Annotated in this window: 17 protein-coding genes and 1 pseudogene; 13 read left to right on the top strand and 5 right to left on the bottom strand. The window is 60.0% G+C overall.

Annotated elements, in window-relative coordinates:
- Positions 1-18: 18 nt before the first annotated feature.
- From AEQ63_RS19475 to AEQ63_RS19445, 7 genes are all read left to right on the top strand, one after another.
- A complete protein-coding gene (locus tag AEQ63_RS19475; protein ID WP_064364447.1) occupies positions 19-801 on the top strand; it encodes a class II aldolase/adducin family protein in 783 nt (260 codons plus the stop codon).
- Positions 801-1,703, top strand: coding sequence for an alpha/beta fold hydrolase (locus AEQ63_RS19470; protein ID WP_064364446.1), 903 nt, complete (start codon positions 801-803; stop codon positions 1,701-1,703). Before AEQ63_RS19475 ends, AEQ63_RS19470 begins: the two co-directional genes overlap by 1 nt.
- 201 nt (positions 1,704-1,904) lie before the next feature.
- Positions 1,905-2,816: an SDR family oxidoreductase gene (locus tag AEQ63_RS19465; protein ID WP_064364445.1), complete on the top strand. Its 912-nt coding sequence runs from the start codon at positions 1,905-1,907 to the stop codon at positions 2,814-2,816.
- 510 nt (positions 2,817-3,326) lie between these two features.
- A complete protein-coding gene (locus AEQ63_RS19460) occupies positions 3,327-5,120 on the top strand; it encodes a DUF1302 domain-containing protein (protein WP_064364444.1) in 1,794 nt (597 codons plus the stop codon).
- A gap of 23 nt (positions 5,121-5,143) precedes the next feature.
- Positions 5,144-6,511, top strand: coding sequence for a DUF1329 domain-containing protein (locus tag AEQ63_RS19455; protein WP_042607660.1), 1,368 nt, complete (start codon positions 5,144-5,146; stop codon positions 6,509-6,511).
- A gap of 138 nt (positions 6,512-6,649) precedes the next feature.
- The gene (locus tag AEQ63_RS19450) at positions 6,650-9,205 is read left to right on the top strand and encodes a helix-turn-helix transcriptional regulator (protein ID WP_064364443.1); all 2,556 of its coding nucleotides are present in this window, start codon (positions 6,650-6,652) and stop codon (positions 9,203-9,205) included.
- Positions 9,206-9,358: 153 nt separating this feature from the next.
- Positions 9,359-12,823 (top strand): dermonecrotic toxin domain-containing protein, encoded by a 3,465-nt coding sequence (locus AEQ63_RS19445; protein ID WP_064364442.1) that lies wholly within the window; start codon positions 9,359-9,361, stop codon positions 12,821-12,823.
- Between the two features lie 27 nt (positions 12,824-12,850).
- Here AEQ63_RS19445 and AEQ63_RS19440 read toward each other — a convergent pair whose 3' ends face one another.
- The gene (locus tag AEQ63_RS19440; RefSeq protein WP_042607663.1) at positions 12,851-13,630 is read right to left on the bottom strand and encodes an IclR family transcriptional regulator; all 780 of its coding nucleotides are present in this window, start codon (positions 13,628-13,630) and stop codon (positions 12,851-12,853) included.
- A 163-nt stretch (positions 13,631-13,793) separates the two neighbouring features.
- On the opposite strand from AEQ63_RS19440, the gene hmgA reads away from it, so the two are divergent.
- The 4 genes from hmgA to AEQ63_RS19420 all read left to right on the top strand — a co-directional run bounded on the left by hmgA (position 13,794) and on the right by AEQ63_RS19420 (position 18,569).
- Positions 13,794-15,098 (top strand): homogentisate 1,2-dioxygenase, encoded by a 1,305-nt coding sequence (gene hmgA / locus AEQ63_RS19435; protein WP_064364441.1) that lies wholly within the window; start codon positions 13,794-13,796, stop codon positions 15,096-15,098.
- Between the two features lie 3 nt (positions 15,099-15,101).
- Positions 15,102-16,406 carry a fumarylacetoacetase gene (gene fahA / locus AEQ63_RS19430; RefSeq protein ID WP_064364440.1) on the top strand — a complete coding sequence of 435 codons (1,305 nt, stop codon included), beginning with the start codon at positions 15,102-15,104 and terminating at the stop codon, positions 16,404-16,406.
- Positions 16,407-16,418: 12 nt separating this feature from the next.
- Positions 16,419-17,054 carry a maleylacetoacetate isomerase gene (gene maiA / locus AEQ63_RS19425; RefSeq protein ID WP_064364439.1) on the top strand — a complete coding sequence of 212 codons (636 nt, stop codon included), beginning with the start codon at positions 16,419-16,421 and terminating at the stop codon, positions 17,052-17,054.
- A gap of 144 nt (positions 17,055-17,198) precedes the next feature.
- Complete coding sequence (locus AEQ63_RS19420; protein WP_064364438.1) at positions 17,199-18,569, top strand: MFS transporter; 1,371 nt, start codon at positions 17,199-17,201, stop codon at positions 18,567-18,569.
- Positions 18,570-18,661: 92 nt separating this feature from the next.
- Here the strand turns inward: AEQ63_RS19420 and AEQ63_RS19415 are convergent, their stop codons facing one another.
- Positions 18,662-19,465: a SirB1 family protein gene (locus AEQ63_RS19415; RefSeq protein WP_064364437.1), complete on the bottom strand. Its 804-nt coding sequence runs from the start codon at positions 19,463-19,465 to the stop codon at positions 18,662-18,664.
- 184 nt (positions 19,466-19,649) lie between these two features.
- Between AEQ63_RS19415 and AEQ63_RS19410 the strand changes: the two genes are divergently transcribed.
- On the top strand, positions 19,650-20,669 hold the full coding sequence (locus tag AEQ63_RS19410; RefSeq protein WP_042607669.1) for a Glu/Leu/Phe/Val dehydrogenase family protein: 1,020 nt from the start codon (positions 19,650-19,652) through the stop codon (positions 20,667-20,669).
- Between the two features lie 166 nt (positions 20,670-20,835).
- Here the strand turns inward: AEQ63_RS19410 and AEQ63_RS19405 are convergent.
- Positions 20,836-21,090 (bottom strand): annotated as a pseudogene (locus AEQ63_RS19405) (YebG family protein); the annotation flags it as partial.
- A 336-nt stretch (positions 21,091-21,426) separates the two neighbouring features.
- Here AEQ63_RS19405 and AEQ63_RS19400 point away from each other — a divergent pair.
- Positions 21,427-21,927: a phosphate-starvation-inducible protein PsiE gene (locus tag AEQ63_RS19400; RefSeq protein WP_016771633.1), complete on the top strand. Its 501-nt coding sequence runs from the start codon at positions 21,427-21,429 to the stop codon at positions 21,925-21,927.
- On the opposite strand, the gene AEQ63_RS19395 is transcribed toward AEQ63_RS19400, so the two are convergent.
- Both AEQ63_RS19395 and AEQ63_RS19390 read right to left on the bottom strand, forming a co-directional pair.
- The gene (locus AEQ63_RS19395; RefSeq protein ID WP_042607671.1) at positions 21,924-22,241 is read right to left on the bottom strand and encodes a DUF3509 domain-containing protein; all 318 of its coding nucleotides are present in this window, start codon (positions 22,239-22,241) and stop codon (positions 21,924-21,926) included. The two genes, AEQ63_RS19400 and AEQ63_RS19395, sit on opposite strands and share 4 nt — an antisense overlap.
- A gap of 263 nt (positions 22,242-22,504) precedes the next feature.
- Entirely contained in the window at positions 22,505-23,881 is a 1,377-nt protein-coding gene (locus tag AEQ63_RS19390; RefSeq protein ID WP_064364436.1) for an L-serine ammonia-lyase, read from the bottom strand.
- Positions 23,882-23,903: the final 22 nt, after the last annotated feature.

Genomic DNA, 23,903 nt, shown 5'->3' with positions numbered 1-23,903 from the left:
AACGCAGAGGTGCATACAGTGAGCGTAGCCCCCGTCCAATCGTCGCCGAGTGTCAAAGACCAGGTCAGCGCTGCCGAGTGGCAGACCCGTGTCGACCTTGCCGCCTGTTATCGTCTGGTCGCGCTGCACGGCTGGGACGATCTGATCTTTACGCATATCTCCGCCAAGGTGCCCGGCACCGAAGACTTCCTGATCAATCCGTTTGGCCTGATGTTTCACGAGATCACTGCCTCGAGCCTGGTGAAAGTCGATCAGGCCGGCAACAAACTGATGGACAGTCCGTACGAGATCAACCCCGCCGGCTACACCATCCACAGCGCCGTCCACGAAGTGCGCCATGATGTGGTTTGTGTGCTGCATACCCACACTGCGTCGGGTGTTGCGGTGTCGGCGCAAAAGCAGGGGATGTTGCCGATCAGTCAGCAGTCGCTGTTCGTGTTGTCGAGCCTGGCTTATCACGCCTACGAGGGCGTGGCGCTCAATCACGAAGAGAAAGCACGCTTGCAGGCCGATCTGGCTGACAACAATTTCCTGATGCTGCACAACCACGGTCTGCTGACCTGCGGCAGCACCATCGCTGATACCTTTCTGATGATGTTCACGTTCCAGCGTGCCTGCGACATTCAGGTCATGGCGCAAACGGGCGGCGCGGACCTGATCGCCATCGAACCGCAGATTCTTGCTGGCGCCAAGGCGATGATTGCCGGCGTCACCAAGAGCGCGCAAGGCATGGGCGGCGCGCTGGCCTGGCCGGCGCTACTGCGCAAACTCGATCTACAAGACCCGGGGTATAAATTCTAATGCCGCTCGCCGAGATTCCTCTGTGTGTCTGGCGCAAGCGCAGCCGGACCTTCGTTTTTCGTGGTCAGTCGATCCGCTACTGGATGGTCGGGCAGGGTGAGCCGCTGCTGTTGATCCACGGTTTCCCCACTGCCAGTTGGGATTGGCATTACCTCTGGCAGCCACTGGCGCAGCGTTATCAGGTGATCGCCTGCGACATGCTCGGCTTCGGCGACTCGGCGAAACCGCGCAATCACACTTACAGCCTGCTGGAACAGGCCGATCTGCAACAGGCGTTGCTCGCCCATCTGCTGGTCGAACAGCCGGTGCATATTCTCGCTCACGACTATGGCGACAGCGTTGCTCAGGAATTGCTCGCGCGGCATTACGAGAAACGCATCGAAGTGGCCAGTTGCGTGTTCCTCAATGGCGGTCTGTTTCCGGAAACCCACCGGCCGTTACTGATGCAGAAACTGCTGCTCAGCCCGATTGGCTGGCTGCTCGGTCGCACATTCAGTCGTGAGGCGCTGGTCAAAGGTTTCCGGCAGATCTTCGGCCCGCAGACGCAGCCGAGCGAAAGCGAACTGGATGATTACTGGAGTCTGGTCGACAGCAACCATGGCCCGCGCATCCTGCACAAATTGATTACTTACATCCCCGAGCGCCGGGTTCAACGTGAGCGCTGGGTGACGGCCATGCAGCGTGGTGACATCCCCTTGCGGGTGATCGACGGCGCGGTCGATCCAATTTCCGGTGTGCACATGGTTGAGCGTTATCGCGAGTTGATTGCTGATGCGGACACCGTGCTGTTGCCGGGCATCGGTCACTATCCGCAAACCGAGGCGCCGGTGCAGGTACTCAAGCACTATCTGGCGTTTCGTGATCGTCTGGTATTGCCTCCGCGCAAAGTGGCGTACTCCTGACAGATCAAAAGATCGCAGCCTGCGGCAGCTCCTGCATTGGATTTGTGTAGGAGCTGCCGCAGGCTGCGATCTTTTGATCTTTTGACGCCTTCATCATCGCGCAACCTTATCGCGCACCATTCAGCCTCAGCCGTGTTCGTTGTGACTCAAAGCCCTGTGCCTGACACTCAGGATCAATACTGGCCTGCTGGAGTTGCTGCGATGAATGAGCCTGTGCGCTTCGAAGATAAAGTCGTGATAGTCACTGGCGCCGGTGGCGGCCTCGGTCGTGCGCATGCGCTGCTGTTCGCCAGACAGGGCGCCAGGGTGCTGGTCAACGACCTCGGCGGCTCGACACAGGGCGAGGGCGCCAACGCCTCGGCTGCCGACCGCGTGGTGGCGGAAATCCGCGAGGCTGGCGGTATTGCCGAAGCCAACCATGACTCGGTCACCGACGGCGACAAATTGGTGCAGAACGCCCTCGATGCCTTCGGGCGCGTTGATGTGGTGGTCAACAACGCCGGGATCCTGCGCGACAAATCGTTTCACAAGATGGACGACGCCGACTGGGATCTGGTCTATCGCGTCCATGTCGAGGGCGCCTATAAAGTGACCCGCGCCGCATGGCCGCATCTGCGCGAGCAAAACTACGGCCGGGTGATTTTCACTGCGTCGACGTCCGGCATTTACGGCAACTTCGGTCAGTCCAACTACGGCATGGCCAAACTCGGCCTTTACGGTCTGACCCGAACATTGGCGATCGAGGGCCGCAAGAACAACATTCTGGTCAACGCCATCGCCCCAACTGGCGGCACGCGCATGACAGAAGGTCTGATCCCGCCGCAGGTATTCGAGCAACTGAAACCGGAACTGGTCAGCCCGCTGGTGGTGTATCTGGCCAGCGAGCAATGCCAGGAAACGTCCGGGCTGTTCGAAGTCGGCGGCGGATGGATGGGCAAGGTGCGTTGGGAACGCAGCCTCGGTGCCGGTTTTGATCCGCGCGTAGGCTTCTCGCCGGAAGATGTCGCGGCGCACTGGCAGCAGATTTGTGACTTCGAAGGGGCGGCGCACCCAAAAGACAATATCGAGGCGCTGAAGGAAATGATGGCGAATTTGCACAAGTACTCGGTTTAACCCCTACCCTCGATCGACAGGGCTCCAGCGAGCCCTGATTCCCGCTCCCATGCACATCGCACAAGAAATCGCCCATAAAAAAGGCCGCTGCAAACGCAGCGGCCAAGGTAAGACGTTGGATCAAGGAGCTACAAATCAACGTCAGTGAACAGCGGGGCGATAGACCGAAAAATCGATTTATCCGAAATCGGTAGCCAATCGCTTGCGCTATCTGCGCAGCGGGCTTCGCGCTTTCCGGCGTGTTCCGGGAAAGCGCGCTCAGGATAAGGGCTTGAGTCTGTAGGAAAAATACCAATTCCAGACATGCACTGTTACGGGGCGCGCAACAGTTGCGTGCCCATGCATGGCGCTGATGATGGGCCATCCAGCCAGTCCATGAACCGTTCCAGGCCCCGCCCTGCAAGGACATTCATCCTTTCGAGCGACAACGCAAATACCTCCTTGGTGCGCTTATCGACCGCTTCCCCCGGCAGTAGGGTGGGGCCTTCTGTCACTCACCGGGGAAGACGCATGACAAAAACAACAATGCGCGCCATCTTCACACCGCAGGCGCTGGCCGCTGCGGTGGCTTTGGGTTGCTGTGCCCAGGCGCAAGCGGTTGCCTTCAACATCGGCGAAATCGAAGGCACCTTCGACTCGTCACTCTCGATCGGCGCGAGCTGGGGCCTGCGCGATGCCGACAGCTCGCTGGTCAGCACGGTCAATGGCGGCAGCGGACAATCCTCCACCGGTGATGACGGGCGTCTGAATTTCAAGAAGGGCGAAACCTTCTCGAAAATCTTCAAGGGCATCCACGACCTCGAACTGAAGTACGGCGACACTGGCGTGTTCGTTCGTGGCAAATACTGGTACGACTTTGAACTCAAGGACGAAGACCGCGAGTTCAAGCAGATCAGCGACAGCGGCCGCAAGGAAGGCGCCAAGTCTTCCGGCGCGCAGATTCTCGATGCCTTCGTCTATCACAACTACGCCATCGCCGATCTGCCGGGCACCGTGCGAGCCGGCAAGCAGGTGGTGAGCTGGGGCGAAAGCACGTTCATTGGCAACTCGATCAACAGCATCAACCCGATCGACGTCTCGGCATTCCGGCGGCCCGGTGCCGAGATCAAGGAAGGCCTGATCCCGGTGAACATGCTGTTCGGCTCGCAAAGCCTGACCGACAAACTTTCGGTCGAAGGCTTCTATCAACTGGAATGGGACCAGACCGTTCTCGACAACTGCGGCACGTTCTTCGGTGTCGACGTAGCCGCGGACGGTTGCAACAACGGCTACACCGTCGGCAGTCCGGCGGTGGCGCCACTGGTGCCGCTGACCACCGCGTTCGGCCAAGGCATTCAGGTCACCCGCGAAGGCGTGGTGATCCCCCGTGGCGGCGACCGCGATGCGCGCGATTCGGGGCAGTGGGGCACGGCGCTGCGCTGGCTCGGCGAAGACACCGAATACGGCCTCTACTTCATGAACTACCACAGCCGTACGCCGACGGTCGGCACCACCACGGCGGGCCTGTCGACACTGGCGGCGTTGCCGGGTCTGGTCGGCATTGCCCACGGCCTGGCGCCCGGCAGCGGCGCGGGGCTGGCGCAAAGCGTGATGCTCGGGCGCGGTCAGTACTACCTCGAATACCCGGAAGACATTCGCCTGTACGGCGCGAGCTTCTCGACCACTCTGCCGACCGGTACCGCGTGGACCGGCGAGATCAGCTACCGGCCGAACGCGCCGGTGCAGGTCAACACCAACGACCTGACCCTGGCGCTGGTCAACCCGATTGCCGGCGGCACGGCATCGCCAGTCGCCACTTCGCCGGGCGCGGACAACAAAGGCTACCGGCGCAAGGAAGTCACGCAGATCCAGAGCACCCTCACACACTTCTTCGATCAGGTGCTGGGCGCTGAACGCCTGACCGTAGTCGGCGAAGCGGCGGTGGTGCATGTCGGTGGCCTGGAGTCGCGCAGTGAGCTGCGTTATGGCCGTGATTCGGTCTACGGCCAGTACGGTTTTGGCGGCGACACCGACGGTTTCGTCACCTCGACCTCGTGGGGCTATCGCGCCCGGGCGATTCTCGATTACGCCAACGTCATCGGCGGGATCAACCTCAAGCCCAACCTGTCGTGGTCGCACGACGTCGCCGGTTACGGCCCCAACGGTCTGTTCAACGAAGGTGCGAAAGCCGTGAGCTTCGGCGTCGATGCCGACTACCGCAACACCTACACCGCGAGCCTCAGTTACACCGACTTTTTCGGTGGCGACTACAACGTCCTCGAAGACCGTGACTTCGTGGCCCTGAGCTTCGGCGTGAACTTCTGATCTGCCCGAGAAGGATGACTGCAATGCGCAAAACGATTCTGCAATGTGGCGTGCTGGCCTTGAGTCTGCTGGCGGCCAATGTGATGGCGGCGGTTTCGCCGGATGAAGCGAACAAACTCGGCACCAGCCTGACTCCGCTCGGCGCCGAGAAGGCCGGCAATGCCGACGGTTCGATTCCGGCGTGGACCGGCGGCATCGCGAAAAACGCCGGCGCGGTGGACAGCAAGGGTTTCCTTGCCGACCCCTTCGCCAACGAAAAACCGCTGTTCACCATCACTGCGGCGAACGTCGAGCAGTACAAGAGCAAGCTCTCCGATGGCCAGATAGCGATGTTCAAACGCTACCCGGAAACCTACAAGATCCCGGTTTATCCGACCCACCGCACCGTGGGCGCACCGGCGGAAATCTACGAGTCGGCCAAGCGCAGCGCCCTGAATGTGAATGCGATCAACGACGGTAACGGCCTGGCCAATTTCACCGGCAATCGCTATTACGCCTTCCCGATTCCGAAGAACGGCGTCGAGGTGCTGTGGAACCACATCACCCGTTATCACGGCGGCAATTTGCGGCGGATCATCACCCAGGTCACGCCGCAGACCAATGGCAGCTACACGCCGATCCGCTTCGAAGAAGAGATCGCCGTGCCGCAACTGATGAAGGACATCGACCCGGACAAAGCGGCCAACGTGCTGACCTTCTTCAAGCAATCGGTGACCGCCCCGGCGCGGCTGGCCGGTAACGTGCTGCTGGTCCATGAAACCCTCGATCAGGTGAAGGAACCGCGTCTGGCGTGGATCTATAACGCCGGTCAGCGCCGCGTCCGGCGCGCGCCGCAAGTGGCGTATGACGGCCCGGGCACAGCGGCAGATGGTCTGCGCACTTCCGACAACTTCGACATGTTTTCCGGCGCGCCGGATCGCTACGACTGGAAACTGGTCGGCAAGAAGGAAATGTACATTCCCTACAACAGCTACAAGCTCGACTCGCCGAAGCTCAAGTACGACGACATCGTCAAGGCCGGGCACATCAATCAGGACCTGACCCGCTACGAACTGCACCGCGTCTGGGAGGTGATCGGCACGGTGAAGCCGAACGAGCGGCACATCTACGCCAAGCGCCACATGTACATCGACGAGGACAGCTGGCAAGTGGCACTGGCCGATCACTACGACGGTCGCGGGCAACTGTGGCGCGTTGCCGAAGGTCACGCGCAGTACTACTACGATCACCAGGCCCAGGCCTACACACTCGAAGCGCTCTACGACATCATCGCCGGCCGCTACATTGCCTTGGGCATGAAGAACGAAGAGAAACACAGCTTCGAATTCGGCTTCGAAGCCAAGGCCGCCGACTACACGCCATCGGCCCTGCGCGCCGAGGGCGTGCGCTAACGGTTCTGCCACACCGCTGGACAGAAGGCGACCGCACGGTCGCCTTTTTTATGGTCGTCAATCAGCGTGCTGAATACTCGTCAACAAGCTCGCGGGAGAGGGCTAGGGTGAGCGCACAACGATAAGAAGGCTCAGCCGATGACCGCCATGACAGCATGCCTGGATCGACCCGGATTTCAGCCCAGGCTTTCTTCACATCATCAGCCTCGCACTCGCTTGAGCGAACCGTTGCTGGCCGCCAACGCGCGGGTCAGGCTGTTGTGTGCGCCTGCGGGCAGTGGCAAAACCGCACTGCTCACTGAATGTCTGCTGCAAGTGCGTGGGGAGTGCGAGGCGATCTGGCTGCCGCTGGCGGGAGTTGCGCTCAGCCCCGAGGCATTCTGCCTGCGACTGACTCGGGCGCTAGGGCTGGCCGAAGGCCTGGACGTTACACAACTGATGGCGGAGCTGGCACATTGGTCCAGGTCGACCTCGCTGTTTATCGACGACTACAGCCGTCTGCCGGATCCGGCGCTGGATGCTTTACTGGATCGGTTGCTGACGGTCAGCAGCCCGGCGCTGACTTGGTGGATCAGCACTCGCCGCCGGCCGCAGTGCAACTGGCCGCGTCTGTTGCTTGATGACGAACTCTACGAGTCCGAGGGCGCCAGTCTGGCGCTGACTCATGATGAGGTCGTAGCGGTGTTGGGCCATTTGCCGCCAGATCAGGCGAGCCGTGTCGCTGCCCATATCATCCAGCGTACCGGCGGTTGGTGCGCGGGGGCGCGCATGGCGATCCTGCAAAAATGCGACTGGTCGCAAAACCTGCAGCCGCAGCAGCGTGTCGACACGCTGCTCGATTACCTGCAGCACGAACTCTTCAGCCACCTGACCCCGGAACAGGACGAGGCGTGGCGTGTTCTGGCTCATCTGCCACGGTTCAACGCGCCGTTATGCGAGCATTTGTTCGGCCCCGGCGAAGGCGCGCAACTGCTGCATGATCTGCAAGTGTTGGGCTGCTTTATCGAACCATGGCAGCAATCCGCCGACTGGCTTCAGGTCTTCCTCCCGCTGTCGCGCATCATGCAGGAATCGCATTGGCCGTGTGCGCGTTCCTGGCACCGGCGCGCCTGTCAGTGGTTCACCGCGACGCTGGATTGGCGAGCTGCGTTCGAGCAAGCGTTGCTGGCCGAGGAATACGAAACCGCCATAAGTCTGCTGCAGCATTTGAGTTTCGAGGATTTGTTCGAAGACCAGATCGTGGTCCTTCTTTTGCGCCTGCATGAGCGTCAAAGCCAGGAGCTGACCCTGATGACCCCGCAGTTGATCGGGCTGGTCACCGGGGCTTTGCTGTTCGCCGGCCGCTTCGAACAGGCCGGGCAATGCCTCGGCCATCTCGCCCGCTTCATGCCGCAGCCGACCGCACACCTTGAGCAGCAATTGCTGGCCCGTTGGCTGGCGCAACACGGCTGGCTGTGCCACCTGCAAGGGCAGATGGAGCCTGCGCGCGCGTGCTTTCAGGAGGCGTTGTCAGCGCTGGCTGACGACGCCTGGCAGGCGCGCTTGTTGTGCCTGTCGGGACTGACCCAGCAGGCGTTACTGTGCGGTGAGCTCGATCAGGCCCATGCCCTCAACCGCGAAGCGCTGTGCCTGGCGCGTGCGCACGGCTCCTTGCTGTTCGAGGGGTTGCTCGAGCTTGACCATGCGCAATGGCTGGAGCAGCGAGGAGCGCCTGTGCGCGCCGAAAGTCTGCTGGTGGACATCGAGCACCTGCTGCGCCAGCGCGCCATGGTACCCACGCCGCTGCTGGGCCGGATTGCGCTGCGACGCGGACGGCTGGCGCTGTGCATGGGACTTGAAGCGCAGGCTGCGGATCTGTTCAGCCGGGGTCTTGAGGATTGCTTGCGCAGCCAGGACAAGCGGGTCTTGTATGGCTACGTGGGGCAGGCGCAACTGGCCGGCAATCGCGGTGATTATGCCTGCGCGTTCGAGCGTCTGCGCGAGGCTGAAAGGGTGATGCAGCAGCGACAGATTCCCGATACCGTCTATCGCGGTATCGTGCTGCAGGTCAGCAGTCAGTTCTGGTTACAGCAGGGCCGGCCGCAACGGGTGCAGGAGGCGTTGAGCCGGCTGTTACGGCATTACCGTGGACCCTCCGGGCTACAGGCGCCGCCCGCGACATTCGAGCTGATCATCCGTATTGAATACCTGCTAGCCTGCGCGCAGGCGCAATTAAATCCGGGCGAAAACCGTCTGCCAACCATTGAGCGATGGTTGGATCACGCCCAGGCCAGAGGCATGTTGACGGCGCAAACCGAGTTGCTGCTGGCCTTCGCCCAGTTGGCGGAATCCAACGGTGACATGGTGGCGGCGCAGCAGGCTTTGCAGCGAGCCGCAACGCTGGTGGAACGTTGCCGGTTGCAGCAAGCCATGCGGGAGTGGGAATTACGCCGAGGCGGCGTTGGCACGGTGTCTGGCAAACAGGTTCCTGTCTGGCCGGGCGATAACGGTGATCTTGCCCCGGGCCTCAGCCGACGCGAGCGCGAAGTGCTGATGTTGATTGCTCAAGGTGCTTCGAATCAGCAAGTTGCCGAACAACTTTTTATTTCGTTGCATACAGTAAAGACCCATGCGCGGAGAATAAACGGAAAGTTGGGTGTGGAACGCCGAACTCAGGCGGTGGCGAAAGCGAAGTTGATGGGGATACTGGTCTGATCAGTGAAGTTTTGTAGTGCAAAAAGGTTCTGTCTGTTTGTTGGCATGTTTTGTAAATTGTTCGCCCTTCATGTTGGTTGGAAAAGAAACTACCTTGCAACTATCTACAGCGGCTGCATTCGCAGTTCTGGATAGTATAAGTAAGGAAAAGTTATGGTTAAGTTGTTCAAAAGTCTGATGCGTGGCTCTTTGGGGGAGCAAGTTTCCTGGGCTGAGGAATGGGAGAAGGCCAGTCGGGCAAAAGCAGATCTGCTCAAGATCATCGACGCCATGCCGAGCGTGCTGGGCATTCTTCGCAACATGCTTGAAAATGAATTGAAGCGTTTGGGCAAAACGGTTGATATCGACAAGGTCTACATAAATACCGACCCTGCTTTCCCCGCTGACCAAAAGCGCCCTTCGGGGACTCTTTGGGATGTTACTGTTCATTGTTTGAATAATGATGTCAGTCCCGCCTACATACTCGGCGGCGATGGTGTTTTCTTTCTGCCAAACACATTCAGTGAACAATTCAAAGTCAATGTCCTCAATACTCTTATTGTCGAAGATCTGATCGCTGCCGTAGCAGGCGGATTTGAAAAAACGTTGCGAGCCGAGATCGCAAAGTTCTGGGCGGCGCCAGCCAGATCCATGCGCCCGGACTCTGCACCGTTGTCCAATAAGCAGGCTTTCATCGAAGCGTACGCCGTGGTCACGAGTGCGGAGCTGTCGCTCTCGGTCATGGCCAACAATTTCGATGCCCGGTTGGGTGAGCGGTTCGCCCATCTGCTCGACGCAGACGCCGGTCGCGCAGCGTTTGAAGTCAAGTTGCAACCGGCGCAGGATTATTTGCTTTCGCTCCAGCCGTGTTTCGTCCTGGACAACGCCGAGCGTTTGGATGCAGAAATGCAGCTGGGTAACGAATCGACTTCCTACCTTATGCACACGCCGGAAAACGGCTTCGAGTTCTTTGACAAAAATACCGAGCTGCACAGCAAACTCCAGCAGCGGCTGTCTTTGCGCAGCGAGCAGATCCGATACCTGAAAGCGACACAGAGTCCTCACACCTTCTGCGCAGAGGCTCACCTGAAGGGTCAGCTGGAAAGCGTGTCCTCGTTGCTCAGCGGCCGGGACCAACTGGAGAGTCCACTTACCTCCGTGCTGCAGGAAAACCAGGGCCTGCATGTGCTGCGCTACGGTATCGACACCCGCTTCTATCTGCTTTGGGCAGCATTGAAACGTACCGATTGGCCGCTTTGGCTTCATGCCGCAGGTAGCGATGTTCAACAGCGCTACACCGAACTTGAAGAATCCAGGGATGAATACCAGGCAGCCTATTCGAGCGCGTTCGATGCGTGCTTTTCGTTCAAGGATTATGTGGCGCGGACATTCGCTGAATGGGCAGACAGAGTGCTCGGGGAACACCTGGACCCAGAGACGATAAGTGTCCATAGCTCGTACAGGCTGCAAATTGCCGGGCGTACCATCGAGCAGGAAGACACCCGGACGTTGACCGAATTTATCGTTTTCGGACTGCACGACACGGGTTATCAAGCGACCCTGACTATCACCGGTGCGCCCGACGGAAGTCGGCTGACGGCCGCAGCGCTTGAGCAGTGGCTGGCAAATCGCAACCTGCGGCTGGAATATACCGGCAGCCTGGCATTCTCGCCGTCGGTTGATTACCAGGAGGCTTATCGCAACTATCTCTTCAGCCAGATGGAGTTTGCAGTTTTTGTCGCTCGCTACTCCGGGAAGCTGGATTCCACCGATGCGAACATCATCGCTCGCGCCATGGCCAATGACCCCGCGGTGACTATTCAGGGCGTGCGAATCAATTTACAGGTACCAGCGTTGAAAGACGTCCTGATGATTTCGGCCAGAGAATATGTACCTTCGCTGATGCTGGTAAAAACACCTGGCGGTGAATTCGAACTGCAAAAATTCTCCGATATTTACGCAGCTAATCGCTGGCTCGAGTCGGCATTGTCCGCAAATCGTGAATATGCGGCTTTGCTGATCCATCCAGACTACCTGCACGACGCGGGTGAGTTGCTCGGCAGCGATCCAACACAGTTGCACTACCGCTATAAGCTCGATAGCCGACCGGTCGATCTTGGCCTGAATGCCAAAACACCGCTGGCGGACTACGTCAATGTCGCTTACCGAGCCGAAGTTGCCCTGCACAAGGCCATTGCCCCTTTAGGTTATCGGTCACTTGGCGTCGAGGGCCGCAAGCGCTACTCGCGTCTGACAACCGAACTCAAGGCGCTGTCCACCGTTGATGCACGAGACAATGGTTTCCCGACATTCGAACAGTTCACCTATGACGCGGTGAAAGCTCAGATCGAAGACATCTTGCGTCAGCGTGGCAGCAACGTTTCGGTCAACCCCGACCACATCATGGTTCAGACCGAAGAGTTTCGTAAGAGCGTGACCGACGTTCTGCTCGAGGGACTGGCCTTTGAAGCTGTCCACCCGGCCTACGAAACGAAATTCAGCCCGAAATATTATTTGGTGAATGGGCATCCTGCCGTTGAAAAACTGGATATCCGCGACCTTTCTTCGCTGTCGAAAACTTTCCGTCCCGGTGACAGATATACCGCGATGCTCAAAGAGCGACATCAGAACAAGGCTCATCCTGATTACCCGTTCAAACGCGCTGTACACGGCCGAAAAATCCGCTGTGAAATGTACCGCAACGCTTATGCGGACTTTACCAATGGCAGATTATCGACAGAGTTGTTCTCTGCTATCCAATGGATTATCGATAATCTGAAAGAGAGTGGCGGCTATCAGTCAATTCCAGACAGCAGCTCTGAAGGTGGCGTCGGGCTTTACAAATTCAATATCGGCGGACTGGGTTTCACGGCTGCGTGGGACCGCACAGTTGGCGGCGTCTATATCTTCCGACTGAAGTTGTTGTCAGGGCTTCTCGATTTACTGTACACGCCTGACGCGCCTGATCTCGTCAGCTTCCGGCCAATCGCTGAGTTCATCCCTTCGATTCGTTTTCGAAACGGCCCGTTCCGCCATTACTACAGCGAGCGGATATTGCTGCGTGACCAGAAAGTGATCAATGACTACTTCGATAACCTGGTCGCAACGGTCGACACCAAGCCGGTTATTCGCACGCAACAGCGTTCGTTATTGCCTGATCTGTTCACTTTCCATGATGAGCGAGTGCGCCGTGTATTGAGTGATATCGATGAACGCACCATCAGTCTCAATGAAATAATCGCCGGCATTGTCTACAACAACCTGTTGAAAGTCGCGAATATCGTCAGCCTGTTGGTGCCTCCCGTGGGCACTGTCGTGGTAGCTGTGCAGGTGATGAAAAGCATCTACGACGCGTCGCAATCGGACCTACGGGGTGATTATTCCGCTGCGCTCGGGCATGTACGGGACGTAATGAGCGGACTGCTGACGTTGGGGCAGGCTGCGGCGGCGGGCGCAACCGTGAAACAACTTACCCGTGTGCAGCGCTCGTTTCTCGATATGTTCGAAGACGCGCGGACGGTTGCCGAACTCGTTACGTATTACACCGGCAATGAAGACACCCAGGATGAGCTGATCGGCTTCTTCAAATCACTGATGCAAGATGCTGACGCCGCATTGAGCAAGACCACGGTTCGTTGAGTCGTTCCGGACGCTCATAGGCCAGGCTTATCGTTCATAGCCCATTCGCCAACTTACGGCCCGCGTCGCAGCCAACAACCGCTGCGCCGCCGGGCCGTTTTCGTCGGCGTGGAACAGCGAGGTCGGACCGACAATGGTCAGCACGGCGGCGATCTGCCCGACCGCGTTGAACACCGGGGCAGAGAGCGCATCCACCCCCGGCATCAACAAACCATGCACGTGATGCAGGCCACGTTCGCGGATCTGTTCACAGAGCGCTGCAAAGGCTTTTTCGTCCTTGAGCGGATGCTCCGCGACGGCGATTTCCTGCGCGCGCAACTCATCGGTCTCCCGGTGCGGCAGGTAGGCGCTGAACACCAGTCCAGTGGACGAACTGAGTAGCGGCAGGACCGAACCCAGTTGCGTCACCACCGTCACCGCGCGCACCGCCGGTTCGATGTGCACCACGGTTGCGCCCTGATTGCCCCATACCGCGAGGAAGCAGGTTTCATTGAGTTCATCACGTAAATCGGACAGCGGCAGGGCGGCGACTTTCAGCACGTCCATGCTGTTGAGTGCCGCCAGCCCTACGCGCAGCGCTTCACGGCCGAGGCCGTAATGGTTCGTAGCGGTGTTCTGTTCGGCAAATCCCGAGGCAATCAACGCCTGCAAATAGCGATGCACCTTGCTCGCCGGCATCTGCACGTGTTCGGCCAGACGCGACAGCGAAGTCGACGGTGACAACTCGGCCAGGGCTTTGAGGATGTCGGTGCCGACTTCGGCGGAGCGGACTTTCTGTTTGCCGTTGCTGTCGCTGGTTTTTTCCATGGGGCTGGCGGTTCCGGTTCGAATGGGCGTCTTTATAGCTTGACGCTGGATAGCGAGCAAATTACGTTATGCGTAATCAGATTACGATAATAACAACCCCGGCGTGCCGAGACCTCTGAGCCAGAGCGATGGGCCACTGCCGACTCCCTGTTCAGGAGGCTCCATGAACCTCGATTCAACCGCGCAGGCCTTGGCTTATCAGTCAGGCTTCGGCAACGAATTCAGCACTGAAGCGTTGCCCGGCGCCCTGCCCGTTGGCCAGAATTCCCCGCAGAAAGCCCCGTACGGCCTGTATACCGAATTGTTTTCCGGCACCGCGTTCACCATGCCGCGCAGCGAAGCGCGGCGGACCTGGATGTACCGGATTCAGCCGTCGGCCAATCATCCGGCGTTCGTCAGACTGGAGCGGCAACTGGCGGGCGGACCGTTGGGTGAAGTGACCCCCAATCGTCTGCGCTGGAATCCACTGGATCTGCCGTCCGAGCCGACGGATTTCATCGATGGCCTGGTAAGCATGGCGGCCAACGCTGGCGACGAAAAACCGTCCGGCATCAGCATCTACAACTACACCGCCAACCGTTCGATGGAGCGCGTGTTCTTCAACGCCGACGGAGAAATGCTGCTGGTGCCGCAACTGGGCCGGCTGCGCATCGCCACCGAACTGGGCGTGCTGGAAGTCGCGCCGCTGGAGATCGTGGTGCTGCCGCGTGGCCTGAAATTCCGCGTCGAACTGCTCGATCCGCAGGCGCGCGGTTACCTCGCCGAGAACCACGGCGCGCCGCTGCGCTTGCCGGACCTGGGGCCGATCGGCAGCAACGGCCTGGCCAATCCACGGGATTTCCTCACCCCGGTCGCCACCTACGAAAACCTGCAACAACCCACCACCCTCGTGCAGAAATTCCTTGGCCAGTTATGGGCCACCGAACTCAATCACTCACCACTCAATGTGGTCGCCTGGCACGGCAACAACGTGCCGTACAAATATGACCTGCGCCGCTTCAACACGATCGGCACGGTGAGTTTCGATCACCCGGATCCATCGATCTTCACGGTATTGACGTCACCGACCAGTGTGCACGGTCTGGCCAACCTCGATTTCGTGATCTTCCCGCCGCGCTGGATGGTCGCCGAAAAAACCTTCCGGCCACCGTGGTTCCACCGCAACCTGATGAATGAATTCATGGGCCTGATCCAGGGCGAGTACGACGCCAAGGCTGAAGGTTTCGTGCCCGGCGGCGCTTCGCTGCACAGCTGCATGAGCGCCCATGGTCCGGACGGCGAGACCTGCACCAAAGCCATCAATGCCGAGCTTGCGCCGGCGAAAATCGACAACACCATGGCCTTCATGTTCGAGACCAGCCAGGTGTTGCGCCCAAGCCGTTTCGCCCTCGACTGCCCACAATTGCAATCCAGTTACGACGCCTGCTGGGCGACTCTGCCCGCCACGTTCGACCCGACCCGGAGATAACCCATGACACACAATTCCATCCCCCGCAGCTGGGTCGCTTCGGCCAATGGTCACAGTGATTTCCCCTTGCAGAACCTGCCGCTGGGCGTGTTCAGCCTGAACGGTTCGACGCCGCGCGCGGGCGTGGCGATTGGCGAGCACATCTTCGATTTGCAGGTGGCGCTTGAGGCCGGTCTCTTCGACGGTGTCGCCCGCAGCGCGGTGGAAGCCATGCACGGCGGACACTTGAACGCGTTCTTCGAACTCGGCCGGGAGGCACGGGTTGCCTTGCGCGAGCGCCTGATCGAACTGTTCAGTGAAGGCAGCACCCTGCGCGGCAACATCGAAGCGCAAGGTGCGACAGTGCTGCCGTTGGCTGCCGATTGCCAGATGCACCTGCCGGCGCGAATCAGCGATTACACCGATTTCTACGTCGGCATCGAGCACGCGCAGAACGTCGGCAAACTGTTCCGCCCGGATAACCCGCTGCTGCCGAACTACAAGCACGTGCCGATTGGCTATCACGGTCGCGCGTCCACCGTGCGTGCATCCGGCACCGACGTGCGCCGGCCGAAAGGCCAGACGCTGCCGGCCGGGCAGACCGAACCGATATTCGGACCCTGCGCACGTCTGGATTACGAACTGGAACTGGGCATCTGGATCGGCCCGGGCAACGAGATGGGTGAGCCGATTGCCATCGGGGACGCCGCCGAGCACATCGCCGGTTTCTGTCTGCTCAATGACTGGTCGGCGCGGGATATCCAGGCTTGGGAATACCAGCCGCTGGGGCCATTTCTGTCGAAGAGTTTCATCACCAGCGTCTCGCCCTGGGTAGTAACGGCCGAAGCGCTGGAACCGTTCCGCACGGCACAGCCGGCGCGTCCCGAAGGCGATCCACAGCCGCTGCCGTATCTGCTCGACAAGCGCGATCAGGACGGCGGCGCCTTCGACATCGAACTGGAGGTGCTGCTGCGCACCGAAGCCATGCGCGAGCAGAACCTGCCGGCCCATCGCCTGACCCTGAGCAACACCCGTTACATGTACTGGACCGTCGCGCAAATGGTCGCGCATCACAGCGTCAACGGCTGCCAGTTGCAGGCCGGTGACCTGTTCGGTTCGGGCACCTTGTCCGGCCCGGAAAACGGTCAGTTCGGCAGCCTGCTGGAAATCACTGAGGGCGGTAAGAAACCGATCGAACTGGCGTCCGGCGAAGTGCGCAAATTCCTTGAGGACGGTGACGAAATCATCTTGCGCGCCCGCTGCGCCCGCGACGGTTTTGCGTCGATCGGCTTCGGCGAATGCCGCGGCACCGTGATTGCGGCGCGCTGACAGGAGCGGCTTATGGATCTCTACACTTATTACCGTTCCACTTCGTCGTACCGGGTGCGCATTGCGCTGGCGTTGAAGGGTCTCGATTACCAGGCGCTGCCGGTCAACCTGATCGCACCGTCGGGTGGCGAACATCGGCAAGCGGCGTATCTGGCGATCAATCCGCAGGGCCGAGTGCCGGCGCTGCGGACCGATGACGGCGCGGTGCTGATTCAGTCGCCGGCGATCATCGAGTACCTGGAGGAACGTTATCCACAGGTGCCGTTGCTGCCGGATGATCTGGTGGCGCGCGCGCAGGTGCGCGGTGTCGCGGCGGTAATCGGCTGCGATGTGCATCCGCTGCACAACGTCAGCGTACTCAATCGCCTGCGCCAGTCGGGACAGGATGAGGCGCAGGTGGTGGAGTGGATCAGTCACTGGATCAGCCAAGGGCTGGCGACGGTGGAGCAGTTGATCGGTGACAGTGGCTTTTGTTTTGGCGAATGGCCGTGCGTGGCGGATGTGTATCTGATCCCGCAGTTGTATGCGGCCGAGCGGTTCAACGTAAGCCTTGATGCCTACCCGAGAATCCGCCGTGTGGCCGCGTTGGCGGCTGAACATCCGGCGTTTATCAAGGCACATCCTGCCAATCAACCGGACACCCCGTAGTCCCTGTGGGAGCGAGCCTGCTCGCGAAGACCTGGTGTCAGTGGCCTTTCATTCAGCTGACCCACCGCTTTCGCGAGCAGGCTCGCTCCGACAAGGGCTGGGTTGCGACATAAAAACCATAAAAACAAAAACAGGTACCTTGCGATGCATAACCAGATTGCCAGCTTCCGCGCGGCGCTCGACGCCCGGCCTGTGTCTCGTTATCAGTGGTTGCTGCTGATTCTGCTCGCCTTGCTGCTGGTCACCGACGGTTACGATGCCCAGGTGCTCGGTTATGTAGTGCCCGCGCTGGCCCAGGATTGGGGGCTGGAAAAATCCGCGTTCGGGCCGGTTTTCAGCGCCAACCTGCTCGGTCTCACTCTCGGGTCTCTCGCGGTTACGCCGCTGGCTGATCGCTTTGGTGTGCGGCGAATTCTGCTTGCCTGCGTATTGATCTACGCCACGCTGACGGTGCTGATGGTTTTCGCCGATTCGCTGAACACGTTGATGATTGCGCGGTTCATCTGCGGCATCGGCATGGGCGGCGCGATGCCCAGCGCCATGGCCTTGATGTCGGAATATTCGCCGCCGCGTCTGCGCACCTTGATGGTGACCCTGGCAGCCTGTGGCTTCTCGTTCGGTGGCGCCGCGGGCGGTTTTGTCGCGGCCGGTTTTATCGACCAGTTCGGTTGGCAGGCAGTGTTCCTCGCCGGCGGCGTGACGCCATTGCTGCTGTTTCCTTTCCTGTGGTGGATGCTGCCGGAGTCGCTTCCGCGCTTGCTGCGTGATGCACCGCCGTATGCACGGCTGCGCAAGGTCACCACGCGGATGTTGCCGGACTGGCAGCCACCGGTGGCCAGCGTCGAGCAGAACGAGCGCGAGCTGGGCAGCAAACTGACCGTGGTCGAGTTGTTTCGCAACGGCTATGGGCGGCCGACCCTGCTGATCTGGGCGACATTTTTTGTCAGCCTGATTCTGTTGTATTTCATGATCAGTTGGCTGCCAACGCTGCTGCTGGAAAGCGGTTTGAAACTTAACGAGGCCAACCTTGTTACCTCGATGTTCCTGTTCGCCGGGACCCTTGGCGCGATTTGCATGGCCTGGTTCGCCGACCGTTTGCACCGCAAGGTGCGCCTGTTGTCCGGCGTACTGGCAGGGGCGGCGCTGTGCACGATTCTGCTCGGGCTCAACCACGACGATCCGCGTTTTCTGGTGGCCTGTGTGTTTGCCGCCGGGTTCTGCATCATCGGCGGGCAACTGACGCTGAATGCCTTTGCCAGCAATTTTTACCCGGCTCATGTGCGTGCCACCGGTACCGGATGGGCACTGGGCGTGGGGCGTTTCGGTTCGATCCTCGGGCCGCTGTTTGGCAGTCTGCTGTTGGCAATGCACATACCGGTGGAGCAGATTTTCTTCTTCTGCGCGATCCCGGCGGTGATAGCTGCGCTGCTGATCATTCAGGTGCGCTCGCCGACTGAGATCCGCCGATCCAGTGTGGGAGCGAGCCTGCTCGCGAAGAACGATAACGCGGTTTGACCGGGAGACCGAGGTGCCTGCTTCGCGAGCAGGCTCGCTCCCACACAGGTTTGTACGGGCCTCAAGGATGGGGGCAAGCCTGCAGAAGGTGGTTAATGGACGACGGAGTGGGGTGGCAGATGGCCGAGGCGTTCGGTCAGGCGCAGGCGCTGGATCGGGTCTTCGCTGAGCAACAGCGCGTGCTCCAGATCGAAGCGCTCAGCGTTGGGGCAGTCGAGCCGCTGGTACAGACTGGCCCTGGCCATGTAATCAGCCGCCTTGGCGCCGCCCAGTTCGAGCACTCGTTCTGCGTCAATGAGCGCGGCGATGTAATCGTCGTGGGTCAGGTGCAATTGCCGCAGGTTGCGTGACAGGCGCTGCAGCATCTGCACCGGCGTTGCCGTCAGCAGATGCTCGGCGCTGAGCTGCATGTTCGGCCCGTACTGGCGCTGCAACAATTCGCGACAGTCATTGGGATACAACCGCCGCCCGCCGCAAGGGTCGAGCAAATGATCGGCGCCGGGAACCCGCAGCAGAAAATGCCCGGGGAAATTCACCCCGACCAGAGGAATCTCCAGGCCGTGGGCCAATTCCAGCGCAATCAACGCCAACGCCAGCGGCTGACCACGTTGAGTGTGCAAGACGCGATGCAGCAGCGCCGCCTGTGGACGCAGCGGCAGGAAATCATCCTGGGCGAAACCAAGATCGACCATGCGCCGCAACAGCGGTTGCGCCAGTTCGCTGACCGGCAGCATCGGCAAGCCATAGCTGACCCGTAATTGCAGATCCTTGAACGTGCGCAACCAGGTTTCGGGTTCGACGGTTTTGTCGTGCTCGGCACTTATCCACAGCGCAGCTTCCAGCAGGGCTGGCGGCGAACGGTGCAGGCAGTCGAAAAAGCGTTGGCGCGGACTCATCTAAATCTCCCTCCAATGCCTCGTTTTAGCCCCGTCCGGGTGCTTCGTCCAGTGTCTGGCTCATTGAGCGCAAGTTATCGCGGCACGACATTGCCCGCTCGGCGGCTTATGCCGGCGCGCGCCAGCAATTTTCAGGGGCAAGCCTATACTGGCGTTCTACAAGAAGTGATTCGGGAGCCTGTCGATGTTCGCTCTCATGCAAAGCACTCGCCTGGAATCGCTGCACCTGAGCGTTGACCCGGTCACCGGGTTGAAGGCGGTCATTGCCATTCATAACAGCCGTCTGGGGCCAGCCTTGGGCGGGTGCCGTTACCTTGCCTATCCCAACGACGAATCTGCGGTCGAGGACGCCATTCGCCTGGCGCAAAACATGAGCTACAAAGCGGCGCTGGCCGGCCTTGCGCAGGGTGGTGGGGTGGCGGTAATCGTGCGGCCGATCCATGTCGAGAATCGCGGCGCGTTGTTCGAGGCTTTCGGTCGTTGCATCGAGCAGCTCGACGGCCGCTACATCACCGCCATCGACAGCGGCACCTCGGTGGCGGACATGGACTGCATTGCCCAGCAGACCCGGCATGTCACCAGCACCACTTCGGCAGGCGACCCGGCGCCGCACGCAGCCATGGGCGTGTTCACCGGCATCCGCGCCACGGCGATGGCGCGCCTGGGCAGCGACAACCTGGAAGGTTTGCGCATCGCCATTCAGGGCCTTGGCAATGTCGGTTATGCGCTGGCCGAGCAACTGCACGCGGCAGGCGCCGAGTTGCTGGTCAGTGACATCGATCACGGCAAGGTGCAACTGGCGATGGAACAGCTCAATGCCCACCCGATCGCCAACGATGCGCTGCTCAGCACGCCCTGCGACATTCTGGCGCCGTGCGGATTGGGCGGGGTGCTCAACAGTCATTCAGTCTCGCAATTGCGCTGCTCCGCTGTGGCGGGTTCAGCGAACAATCAACTTTCCCATCTGGACGTGGCGGATCAACTGGAACGGCGCGGGATTCTTTATGCGCCGGACTATGTGATCAATGCTGGCGGGCTTATCTACGTTTCGCTGAAGCATCGTGGCGAGGAGTTGCCGACCATCACGGCGCATCTGTCGAAGATCAGTTCGCGGTTGACCGAAGTGTTCGCTCACGCCCAGGCGGAAAAACGTTCGCCGGCACGGGTGGCCGATGAGTTGGCCGAAAAGGTTTTGTATCGCTGAAAAGCAAAAGATCGCAGCCTTCGGCAGCTCCTACACTCGGAATGTAGGAGCTGCCGAAGGCTGCGATCTTTTTATTGGGCGCGAATTACTTCGGCGCTTTCGCTGCTTTGGCGGGCTTCGCCGGTGCCTCGTCAGGTTCTGCAACTTCGGTCTTTTCCACAGGCTCGGCCGGCGCATTGATCAGCTCCGACAGCGCATCGGGCTGGCTCTTGAACGCGCGGGCGAACACATCGCGATTCTTCGCCATGTAGATCCCGGCTTCTTCCACTTGCTGTTCGGTCAGGGACGGAACGGCTTTTTGCAGCACATCGGCCAGATATTCGGCCAGTTCGAGCATTTTGTCATGACGATCAGCTTCGGCTTTATCCATGAACAAGCGCTCCAGATCTCGGCTGCTGCGGTATACCACTTCGACGGCCATTCACCACCTCACATGCCTTCACGTTAAGTTGTCTTGACGACTACTGTATCCATATACAGCGAAAAGGATAAGCGAATCCCTGCGCCATGGGTAGTGGCTTTTCAATGTAGACCGGATTTGGCGTTTGTCAGGGGGACGGTGTCGCTGCTATCGCGAGCAGGTTCGCTCCCACGGAAAGTCCAGCGGTGCGACCAAACGCCACGGCGCGGGATTTGCGGCGGATCGCCATGATGCGTGGCCCTGAACCTGCATGAAAACCGTTGCTACAAGGCGCGCGCGCAAAACCGTCACGTGCGATACGCATCATCCGCCCGATACGGGCTAAGGAAACTCATCGTGAAAATCAACTGGGCCGAGAAACTGCGGCGCAACGTGCATCAACTGGCCGAGTCCCTGGGCAACCTGTTCGTCGAAACCTTTCACTACCTGGCGTTGTTCGCCATCGGTGCGGTGACGGCATGGGCGGCGGTGATGGAGTTTCTCGGCATGCTCGAAGTCGGGCATATCAAGATTGATGACATTCTGTTGCTGTTCATCTATCTGGAACTGGGCGCGATGGTCGGGATTTATTTCAAGACCAACCACATGCCGGTGCGCTTTCTGATCTACGTAGCGATCACCGCGCTGACGCGCCTGCTGATCTCCAACGTCTCGCACCACAACCCGCCGGACATGGGCATCATCTATCTGTGCGGCGGCATTCTGCTGCTGGCGTTCGCGATCCTGGTGGTGCGTTACGCCTCGTCGCAGTTCCCTTCGGTGAAGATCGAGAACCCGCAGCGCAAGATCGGCACGGGCTCCAGCGAACATCCTGAAGTGGAGAAGGGCGAGCTTTAAAGGCCCGCCGCCTGGCCGGGCTGGCCTTTGACCCGTGGCGGTGGCGGGGTCAGCCCGGCGCCGTTGGTCATGGCCTCGAGAATCGACATGGCGCTGTGGCCTTGTTCGATGGCGATGCCGAATTGAATGCTTTGCACCAGCCGCTTCAGCCGCTCTGGATCGTTGCGCTGTTCGGCGCTGATCATGCGTTTGGCCACGATGCGGCCGGCGTTGGACAGGGTCAGCATGATGCTGCCGTCCAGGCCCTGAATGCTCAGATTGATCTGATAGTCCGGCGCAAAAGCATCGGTAATGATTTGAAATGGGTTGTCCATGATGCGTCACCGCCTGATTGAACGTGCAGTTGTTGACCGGCCATGATCCGATTTGGTTCGCAACACCAGACCACTGGCATCTCGTTCGCTGAGGTTCGCAATGTCCGTTTGCCTCAAGAGTGATGTAGCAAGGCGCATGCCGGAAAAATTGTCGAACAATAAACCCGGTGAAAAAAACGGCGAGCCTCGGGGCTCGCCGTTTTTTTCGGCGCGTTTTCAGGGCAGGAATGAGTCAACGACCGCTGACGGTGCAGTCAGGCCAATCAGCACTCCACCCAGTTAACGGCCAGGCCGCCCCGCGAGGTTTCCTTGTACTTGTCGTGCATGTCGGCGCCGGTGTCGCGCATGGTGCGGATCACCCGGTCGAGCGAGATGAAGTGATTGCCATCGCCGCGCAGGGCCATTTGCGTGGCATTGATCGCCTTCACCGCCGCGATGGCATTGCGCTCGATGCACGGCACTTGCACCAGGCCACCGACCGGATCGCAGGTCAGACCCAGGTTATGTTCGAGGCCGATTTCGGCAGCGTTTTCCAATTGCTCTGGCGTTGCCCCGAGTACATCGGCCAAGCCGGCGGCGGCCATCGCACAAGCCGAGCCGACTTCGCCCTGACACCCGACCTCGGCGCCAGAGATCGACGCATTTTTCTTGCACAAAATGCCGACAGCGGCTGCGCCGAGAAAGAACGCAACGACGTCATCGTCAGACGCATCCGGATTGAATTTCATGTAGTAGTGCAGAACGGCCGGAATGATCCCGGCGGCGCCGTTGGTCGGCGCGGTGACCATGCGCCCGCCCGCGGCGTTTTCTTCGTTGACGGCGAGGGCGAACAGGTTGACCCATTCCATTGCCGACAAAGTCGAACTGATCACATTCGGTTTGCCGATTTCCAAAAGGCTGCGGTGCAGTTTCGCTGCGCGGCGCGGCACTTTCAGACCGCCGGGCAGGATGCCTTCGTGGCGCAGACCTTGTTCGACGCATTCGCGCATCACCGACCAGATGTGCAGCAGGCCCTGGCGGATCTCGGCGTCGCTACGCCAGGCGCGTTCGTTGGCCATCATCAATTCCGACACGCGCAGATTGTGTTGCTTGCACAGGGCGAGCAATTCGGCGGCGCTGGAAAAGTCGTACGGCAACACCACGTCACTGGTCGGCGCCACGCCTGACTCGGCTTCAGCGGCTTCGACGATGAAACCGCCGCCCACCGAGTAATAGGTTTGCGTGAACAATTCGGTGCTTTCGCCAAAGGCGGTCAGCGACATGGCGTTGGGGTGGTAGGGCAGGCTCTCGTCGAGCAGCAGCAGATCACTCTGCCAGTCGAAAGCAATCGAACGCTGACCGGCGAGGGACAGTTGCCCGGTTTCGCGCAGTTGCTGGATGCGTGGATCGATGGTCGACGGATCGATGCTGTCCGGCCACTCGCCCATCAGGCCCATGACGGTCGCGCGGTCGGTGGCATGGCTAACGCCGGTGGCCGACAGCGAGCCATACAAACGGATTTCCACCCGTCGCACGTCATTGAGCAGATGCTGGTCGATCAGGGTCTGGGCAAACGTCGCCGCTGCGCGCATCGGGCCGACGGTATGGGAACTGGACGGGCCGATGCCTACTTTGAATAGATCGAAAACACTGATAGCCATGCTAAACCCTCACAAGCAATGG

Source organism: Pseudomonas sp. RIT-PI-o, from assembly GCF_001297215.1.
GTDB classification, from domain to species: Bacteria; Pseudomonadota; Gammaproteobacteria; order Pseudomonadales; family Pseudomonadaceae; genus Aquipseudomonas; species Aquipseudomonas moraviensis_A.
The sequence above is the reverse complement of the archived record's forward strand: the minus strand, read 5'-3'. Positions and strand labels throughout refer to the sequence as shown.